This window comes from Aestuariivirga sp. (genome assembly GCF_044239095.1).
Classification (GTDB): Bacteria; Pseudomonadota; Alphaproteobacteria; order Rhizobiales; family Aestuariivirgaceae; genus Aestuariivirga.
In genome coordinates, this window is sequence record NZ_JBIICB010000228.1 from 1 (window position 1) to 7076 (window position 7076).

Annotated in this window: 9 protein-coding genes and 3 pseudogenes; 5 read left to right on the plus strand and 7 right to left on the minus strand. The window is 59.3% G+C overall.

From position 1 onward, the window contains the following. Nucleotides 1–383: pseudogene (locus tag ACILRA_RS17300) on the plus strand (hypothetical protein); the annotation flags it as partial. A gap of 90 nt (nucleotides 384–473) precedes the next feature. Here the strand turns inward: ACILRA_RS17300 and ACILRA_RS17305 are convergent. After that, nucleotides 474–668, minus strand: coding sequence for a hypothetical protein (locus ACILRA_RS17305; RefSeq protein WP_395663313.1), 195 nt, complete (start codon nucleotides 666–668; stop codon nucleotides 474–476). Nucleotides 669–851: 183 nt separating this feature from the next. Further along, nucleotides 852–1001, minus strand: coding sequence for a hypothetical protein (locus ACILRA_RS17310; RefSeq protein WP_395663314.1), 150 nt, complete (start codon nucleotides 999–1001; stop codon nucleotides 852–854). A 151-nt stretch (nucleotides 1002–1152) separates the two neighbouring features. Between ACILRA_RS17310 and ACILRA_RS17315 the strand changes: the two genes are divergently transcribed. Both ACILRA_RS17315 and ACILRA_RS17320 read left to right on the plus strand, forming a co-directional pair. Next, nucleotides 1153–1767, plus strand: a complete 615-nt coding sequence (locus ACILRA_RS17315) for a MarC family protein (protein ID WP_395663315.1) — start codon at nucleotides 1153–1155, stop codon at nucleotides 1765–1767. 103 nt (nucleotides 1768–1870) lie between these two features. Next, nucleotides 1871–2518 (plus strand): annotated as a pseudogene (locus ACILRA_RS17320) (transposase); the annotation flags it as partial. Between the two features lie 424 nt (nucleotides 2519–2942). Here the strand turns inward: ACILRA_RS17320 and ACILRA_RS17325 are convergent. The 3 genes and pseudogenes from ACILRA_RS17325 to ACILRA_RS17335 all read right to left on the minus strand — a co-directional run. Beyond that, nucleotides 2943–3980, minus strand: coding sequence for an IS110 family transposase (locus ACILRA_RS17325; RefSeq protein WP_395663316.1), 1038 nt, complete (start codon nucleotides 3978–3980; stop codon nucleotides 2943–2945). A 259-nt stretch (nucleotides 3981–4239) separates the two neighbouring features. After that, nucleotides 4240–5280 carry a PotD/PotF family extracellular solute-binding protein gene (locus tag ACILRA_RS17330; RefSeq protein ID WP_395663317.1) on the minus strand — a complete coding sequence of 347 codons (1041 nt, stop codon included), beginning with the start codon at nucleotides 5278–5280 and terminating at the stop codon, nucleotides 4240–4242. A 195-nt stretch (nucleotides 5281–5475) separates the two neighbouring features. Next, nucleotides 5476–5604, minus strand: a pseudogene (locus ACILRA_RS17335) (integrase core domain-containing protein); the annotation flags it as partial. A 61-nt stretch (nucleotides 5605–5665) separates the two neighbouring features. Here ACILRA_RS17335 and ACILRA_RS17340 point away from each other — a divergent pair. Further along, nucleotides 5666–5788, plus strand: a complete 123-nt coding sequence (locus tag ACILRA_RS17340) for a hypothetical protein (RefSeq protein ID WP_395663318.1) — start codon at nucleotides 5666–5668, stop codon at nucleotides 5786–5788. 136 nt (nucleotides 5789–5924) lie between these two features. Here ACILRA_RS17340 and ACILRA_RS17345 read toward each other — a convergent pair whose 3' ends face one another. Continuing rightward, entirely contained in the window at nucleotides 5925–6122 is a 198-nt protein-coding gene (locus ACILRA_RS17345) for a hypothetical protein (protein ID WP_395663319.1), read from the minus strand. 140 nt (nucleotides 6123–6262) lie between these two features. After that, nucleotides 6263–6475, minus strand: coding sequence for a hypothetical protein (locus tag ACILRA_RS17350; RefSeq protein WP_395663320.1), 213 nt, complete (start codon nucleotides 6473–6475; stop codon nucleotides 6263–6265). A 166-nt stretch (nucleotides 6476–6641) separates the two neighbouring features. Here ACILRA_RS17350 and ACILRA_RS17355 point away from each other — a divergent pair. Continuing rightward, nucleotides 6642–7076, plus strand: a 435-nt coding sequence (locus tag ACILRA_RS17355; RefSeq protein ID WP_395663321.1) for a solute carrier family 23 protein, incomplete at its 3' end; no start/stop codon positions are given.

The window sequence follows — 7076 nt, forward strand, 5'->3', positions numbered from 1 at the left end:
CGGGCAACGTCTACGTGGCCGACTCGGACAACGACACCATCCGCAAGATCACCCCCGCCGGGGAGGTGACCACGCTGGCTGGAACCGCGGGGGTGAGCGGCTCGACCGACGCTACCGGCGCTGCGGCCCGTTTCCGGGACGCGAGAGGCATTGCCACCGACAGCGCGGGCAACGTCTACGTGGCCGACACGGACAACAACACCATCCGCAAGATCACGCCCGCCGGGGAGGTGACCACGCTGGCAGGGACGGCAGGTCAGAACGGATTCACGCCGGGTGCCCTGCCGGGGGGGCTGCCGAGACCGAGGTGCATCACGGTCTTCGGCAAGACGCTTTATTTCACCTCGGAAAACGGCGTGGTTTCGATCACCAACCTGCCGTAGCGTTGGGGATGGCTCTCTCGCAGGAGAGTCACCTCGCCGAGGCGGGGCGAGGTCGCTTGATGCTGTCGCGCGGTTCACGCGCGCGACAGTTCACTCCACCGTCACCGACTTCGCCAGATTGCGCGGCTTGTCGACTTTGGTGCCGCGAGCGCAGGCGGTGTGGTACGCCTGCAGCTGCAGCGGCACCACGTCCAAGCGGGGTGACAGCGCGCCGTAGTTCTCGGGCATGCGGATCACGTTCAGGTCCTCGCCCGCTTCGATGCGGGTGTCGGCGTCGGCAAACACGAACAGCTCACCGCCGCACGGCTGCGCAACGACATCACCTGCGCGAGCCTGTCCTTCATTCGCCCCTGCTGGACGATGGAATTCCAGACCGATTCCGGCACCTCGAACGTCTTCACTATCAGCCCGTCCTCGAGCGTCCGGGTTTCGAGACACTTCATGCGAGCCCCGCCCTCCCGGCATCCGTCAACTCGAACCGATGCCACGGGTAGCCCATACCGCGAGGTCGCTGCGGTTGTCCTCGATCATCTGCTGCTTCGCGGCAGTCTCTGGCGCTCGGGCCTTGGGTTCGAAAGCCGACAACTCTACAGCGATCAGCCAATGCAGGAGAGGCACTACGCTGTCTCCTCGACCGAAGATATCTTCCTGCTGCTGAACACGCTTGTCCTACCGACGGTCCAAATGTAAGGTCTGCTGACGTGTTTGAATTGCCTGCACTCGCGGATGGTTCTAGCCGCTATTCGGGCGATATTGCTGGGGTCCGCGATTGCTGTCCATTTCTGGTCAATTCGTTCTGCTTCTGGTCACGATCAATCCCTTCGCGGCCTTGCCCGTCTTCCTGTCGGTCACCGACGGGATGAGTGGAGCCGAGCGGCAGCGGACCGCGTTGCGTGCCTGCCTCATCGCCAGCGTGATCCTGCTCTTCCTGCTGGCCTTCGGGCAACTGCTTCTCGAGAGGATCGGGGTGACGCTGCCGGCGCTCCGCATTGCGGGCGCGCTGGTGCTGCTGATACTCGGGTTGCGCATGGTGTTCGGCGAGGTGCCTAGCGGTGCGAAGGGCTCTGCACCGACAGGTGATGTCGCGGTGTTTCCGCTGGCCATGCCTATGCTGGCAGGTGGCGGCTCAATTGCCGCAATCGTGGCGATGACCGACAACACGGTGAAAAGCATTGCCGAACAGGCGGTGACGGCGGTGGTGATGCTGGTGGTAATGGCAGTGATCTATGCCATGTTGCGCTCCGCCGAGATGATCCATAAGGCAATCGGCGACACCGGAACCAATGTGATGAGCCGCATCATGGGGCTGGCGCTGGCGGCGCTTGCGGTGCAGACCTTCTTAAGCGTCTTCGGGCCGCTGCTTGGTCCCGCTGTCTATCCCTGACGGGCAGCCGCCCGCGGCATGCAGATGTTCAGGTAGGCCAGGGCGATGATGACCAGCGGGCTCGTGAAGTTGAAAAGCGCATAATGTGCGTAGTGAACCGCCCCGGGGCGGCTCCCACTATGGTCGCCCGGAGACGATGGCGTGGCGCGAAACCAATGGAATCGGCTACATCTTCGGCCTTGCCGGGAACAGGGTCCTGCAACGTCAGGTCTACGAGGCGGCCGATGCGCTCAAGGTCACGCCGGCCGAGCAAGGCGCGGACAAGCTGCGCAGCTTCACCGAAACCCACTACGCGGCGGCAAGCTGGACAGCCGAGCGTAGGGTCATCGCCCGGTTCGAGGCGACAACCAAGGGCTTCGACGCCCGCTACATCGTGACCACCCTGAACGGTGAGGCCCGGCATCTCTACGAGAGCGTCTACTGCCAGCGGGGACAGGCCGAGAACCTCATCAAGTTGCACAAGGTCCAGATGGCCTCTGATCGCACCTCCTGCCAGAGCGCAACCGCCAATCAGGTGCGCCTTGTCCTTCACACCGGTGCCTATTGGCTGATGCTGGCGCTGCGCAACGCGATCCCTGCCACCCATGAACTCGCCAAGGCCGAATTCGACACGCTCCGCATCAAGCTGCTGAAGATCGGCGCCCGCATCATCGAAACCACATCGCGCATCCGCGTCCATCTTGCCTCAGCCTGTCCCAACGCTTCGCTGTTCCGATTGATCGCTGGGCGACTGGCTACTGCGGGTCCCTGACCGCCGGGGCGGAGTGCCCCATGCCAACCCCGAATATCAACCTCAACGCCTGCCAGTATCAAATCCGCTATCGTCTTTCGGGGCGAGGGCAAGTCACGGCATCAGGGGACAGTAGATCATCAAGATACTGAGGACCCTACATATGGCGAATAGATCGGGCTTCTGTAACGGGCCCTGAGTTGTCAAGCCCTCTTCTTCGCTGATCCAACCCGCCGGGGTCTTGCTTCTGTCCGCAGTCGGCGCCTGGCCGCTGCATGATGGGATCTGATGAGGATCGACCGGCCAATCTAGGAATGCGCAGTCGCCGAGGCGCTGCTCCCGAATTATCGGCCTGATCGCTCCATCGTCCCGGCGGGGGACCCTGTTGGAAGAGACGCGCTCTCTCGCCCCTTCAAACTCGAATTCTTGTCGTGGCCAGCCTTTCCTATACGCTCGCTGTCCGCAGCGAGCCGGTTGGAGAAAATGCTGTTCCAGTCTTCAGTATCTTGTGTAGTACGACGGCAAGCTTACGTGCCAGCGCTACTTTTGCCTTCTTCATTCCTGAGCGTTTCGCCACCCCATGCGCCCAGCTCTTGAGCTCGGAGCTCTTGACGGGCCGAGTGAGGATCACGTTGGCCGCTTCGTAGAGCGCTGTCCGGACACCATGGTCGCCAACTTTGGAGATCCCGCCGGTGACGTCTGTCTCCCCGGACTGGTATTTTCTGGGCGTCAAGCCGAAGTGTGCCCCAACCATTCTCGATGAGCTGAACCGATTAACATCATCAATGGCCGAGACGAAGGTCAGCGCGGTCAAGGCGCCCACGCCGGGCGTGGTCATCAGAAGGCGGACTCGTTTGTCATTTCGCGACTGCCTCATGATCCTGTTCTCGAGATTTTTACACTGCTTGATCATCACTTCGTGCACCTTCAGCATTGCATCTGCAATCTCCCGGAGAACATCGTGGCTGTTAGTGAGCTCGCGTATCCGGGAAGCGAATGTTCTCGGTGTCGTTACTCCGACCTTGAGGCCGAAACCCCGCAACACACCGCGCAGACTCATCTCGACATCAATGCGCTTGCTCTGCAGCAGCTTGCGCGCGGTGAGCAGGCTGCGCACCTCCTGGGCCGCGAGCGATTTGCAATGCACAGGGCGGAACCAGCCCATCCGCATCAGCTGCGCGATGCTCATGGCATCCTTCCGATCTGTCTTGATCGTCATGGCCTTTAAGGCCCCGCGAACATAACGCGTCTCCAGAAGAGAAACCGGCAGGCCAGCCTCCTCCATGTCTGCAAAAAGCCACTGAGAGAGGGGGCCGGCTTCAAGGCCGATACGCGCCATCGGTGCGCCATGGTCCTTAAACCACCCGATCAAGGCATCCGGCTCACTCAGAACCTTGGCCTCCCGCAACACCCGCCCAGAACCGTCAACAATACAGACACTGGTGTATTCCAAAGACACATCCAATCCGGCATACTGATCCATGGTCGTCCCTCCTGATGCTTGGCGCATGCGCATGCATGACGCCGTCGCTATTGAAATCATCAGTTTGAGGGACGACCAAGCCTGCTCTAAAATCACAGATCAGGTCTCAATCCGGCCCGTTATCCCATCTAGACGTTCGGAAACAGCTTCGTCTTCCTAACCAAGGTGAGGCCTGTCGTCTGAGCGTGCTTCATGCGGCGCTGGGAATTTTCAACCGTGGTGGGTGGAAGGCCAGGGTTTTTGACTCTGGCCTCGATCGCTACTGTGATTTAACGCTCGTCCAAACCTTGTCGTATAGCTTAATTTTGTCGCCTACGGCCGTCAGGATCTGAAGTCGCTTGAAGATTTCGTCGTCCGGATAGATTGACGAGTTAGACGTCAGCGCCTTGTCGATGAGTAGGAGAGCGCCCTTGTTTGTCGACCAACCGCGCAGCCAGTTCGTGTTCTTGGCGTTCACTTCCGGACGCATCATGTACTCGAAGAATTTTTTCGCATTCTCGACGTCAGACGCAGAAGCGAGGATGCACATGTTTTCCTGGAACCCGTTGGTGCCTTCCTTCGGAATTGCGTAACCGATCACGTCAGGTTGGGTATCCATTGTCTGTATGACTGCTCCAGACCACCACTGTGCGACAACGAATTGTCCGCCGACCACCTTGTCGCCGACGCCATCGGTTAGCAGGGCAGCCCAGTAGGGCTTGGCTTTGATGATTGTGTCCTGGGCCTGCACCAGCTCTTTTGGGTCGGTCGAATTGATCGAATGGCCATTGTACATAAGGGCCGCTCCGATTAGTTCGCGCATGTCATCGAGCATCGCGATCTTGCCCTTCAACTCTTCTGGCGGATCAAAAACCACCTTCCAGGTATCGACCGGTGTGTCGCCAATGAGCTTCTTGTTGTACATCAGGCCGGACGAACCCCGGTTGTAGGGAAGGCAATTGGTATGGTCGGTGTCCGTATGTGACAGGAAGTACTTCTGGTCGATGTTCTCGTAGCCCTTCATGTCCTTCAGGCCTGCTGGCTGTAGGAGGTTCATGTTGGTCATTATGTCCTGCATGTGCACGGAAGGGAACACGATGTCGTATCCAGTAGCACCAGCCTGAATCTTGGCGAGCATCTCTTCGTTCGTTCCATAATTATCGAGGTTGACTGCGATCCCCGTCTCCGTGGTGAAGTCCGTTAGAATTTCTGGATTGATGTAGACGGACCAGTTATAGAGATTGAGCCGCTCGGCGGCTGATGCCGGTGTGATCAGTGCAACCATCGCAGTGCCAAATGAGGCTGCAATCAGTGTCTTCATCCTCAACATGGGTTCCTCCTTGAATACGTTTCTGTTGATTTGGGGTGTCGCACGAACAAGGCTAGTGCAACGGTCCCCGTTGAGGCGAAGATCGTCATGCTGGCTATGGCCTGATCGATATTCTGTACCAGACGCAGTGAGAGACTATTGCATGTTTGCAGTTCCGTCGAGGGCGGGTTGCGGTGCGATGGTGATGGGCGTCGGCGGGCGGTAACTGAGGGCTGAGTGTTGCCGTCGTGAGTTGTAGTGGATGCGCTATTGTTCGACGACTGCCTTGGCTTTCTTGAGGCTATAGAAGATCTCGCCATTGGGGTATTCTGTCTTGGGCAGCAAATGTATCAAGTTGTGGATTGTGCAGGTTTCACTGATGCCTGATGAGTCTGGCATGGTTGAAGCACTGATTATCCAGACTCTGAGAGACAAGTGCGCCGAGATCAATGCGCGGATTGCAGCGTATTTGGCGCAGATTGCCCAGGCGACGCACGACCTCGCTCACATCAATGCTTGAATCCGGCTATTGAGCGAGCCTGACCGTCAGCGCGCGACCTACATGGTCAGCCAGACAGTGGATGCTTCTCGCCGTTGATGTCGATACCTAGCGCGCCGATCATCAGGAGGTTGTCGTCAAGATGCATTCCTTCGATCTAGATGACCAAAAGATCAAGCCTCGATAGGTCGGAACCCATCCAGCCGGTGAGTTTCTGCTGGGTCATGGCGACAAACCGCCGGGAAACCGCCGATTTCGAAAGCCCCGAGCCATCTGTGGCCGGAACCTTCGCGTCCGGCAGACGCACCGCCCGGCCGAATTTGCAGGTCGCCACGTTCATCAGCGTCAGGTTCATTGCCCACTGCTGCAGAAACCCGGCATCCCGCGCCGCCTCCCAGCTGGGAAGCGAGATCTCCTCGCCCTTACGGTCCCGAACCGGGGGCGGTCGACATCGATCGTGCCACCCTGAAAGCGAGCCTTTCCCTGGGTAGTTCCTCAGCGATGACCGCGTTTCCCGGCTCCACGCCCGTATCGGTGACCACAGATCTCCTCGGCGTCTACCTCGAACATCGTCGTCAGGCTCTCGACGCCCGCCATCATGCAAAAGCTCTCGAAGCTCTTCTTCACTTCATCCCAAGCCACTTCCTTCATCTCGGAGATGCTGGAAACGCTGGCGAGGGCATCGATGGATGTGGTAGGTTTGTTCATTGTGATGCTCTTTAGGATTGAGCACCCCGAGCCTACGGCTCGAGGAGAGCAACGCCAACCTTACTCCGAATTTCTACATGGACCGGGACATCCCCTTCAGGAGATTGTAATTCACTTCATCGCCGCTAAGGTCTGCTCTGGTTAAGGTTCACGCGAGGGGCACCAAATGGCAGATACAGAAGCTGGTAATAACTCTGTCCGCTATGAACCGGACGAGAAGGCACCGCATCCGCTCGCGGCCGCCATGGCGGCACAGACTGTGGTGCTGATCCTTGCGGGAATCATGATCACGCCGTTGGTGATCGCACGCACCGCCGGGCTGAACGAGCAGGACACGTCCTGGCTGGTTTTCGCGGCACTCGTGGCGGCGGGCCTGTCGACCTGGTTGCAATTGATCCGCAAGGGTCCGATCGGTTCGGGATACACGCTGTTTGTGGGCTCCAACGTGGCCTTCATCGGGGTCGCCGTCACGGCTGTGCAACAGGGCGGACCGGCAGCGCTCGGTATTCTCGGTGCGCTGGGCGCCCTCAGCACGTTCGCGTTCACACGCTGGCTGCCACTTCTGCGCCGCGTACTGACGCCGGCGGTTGGTGGCACGGTG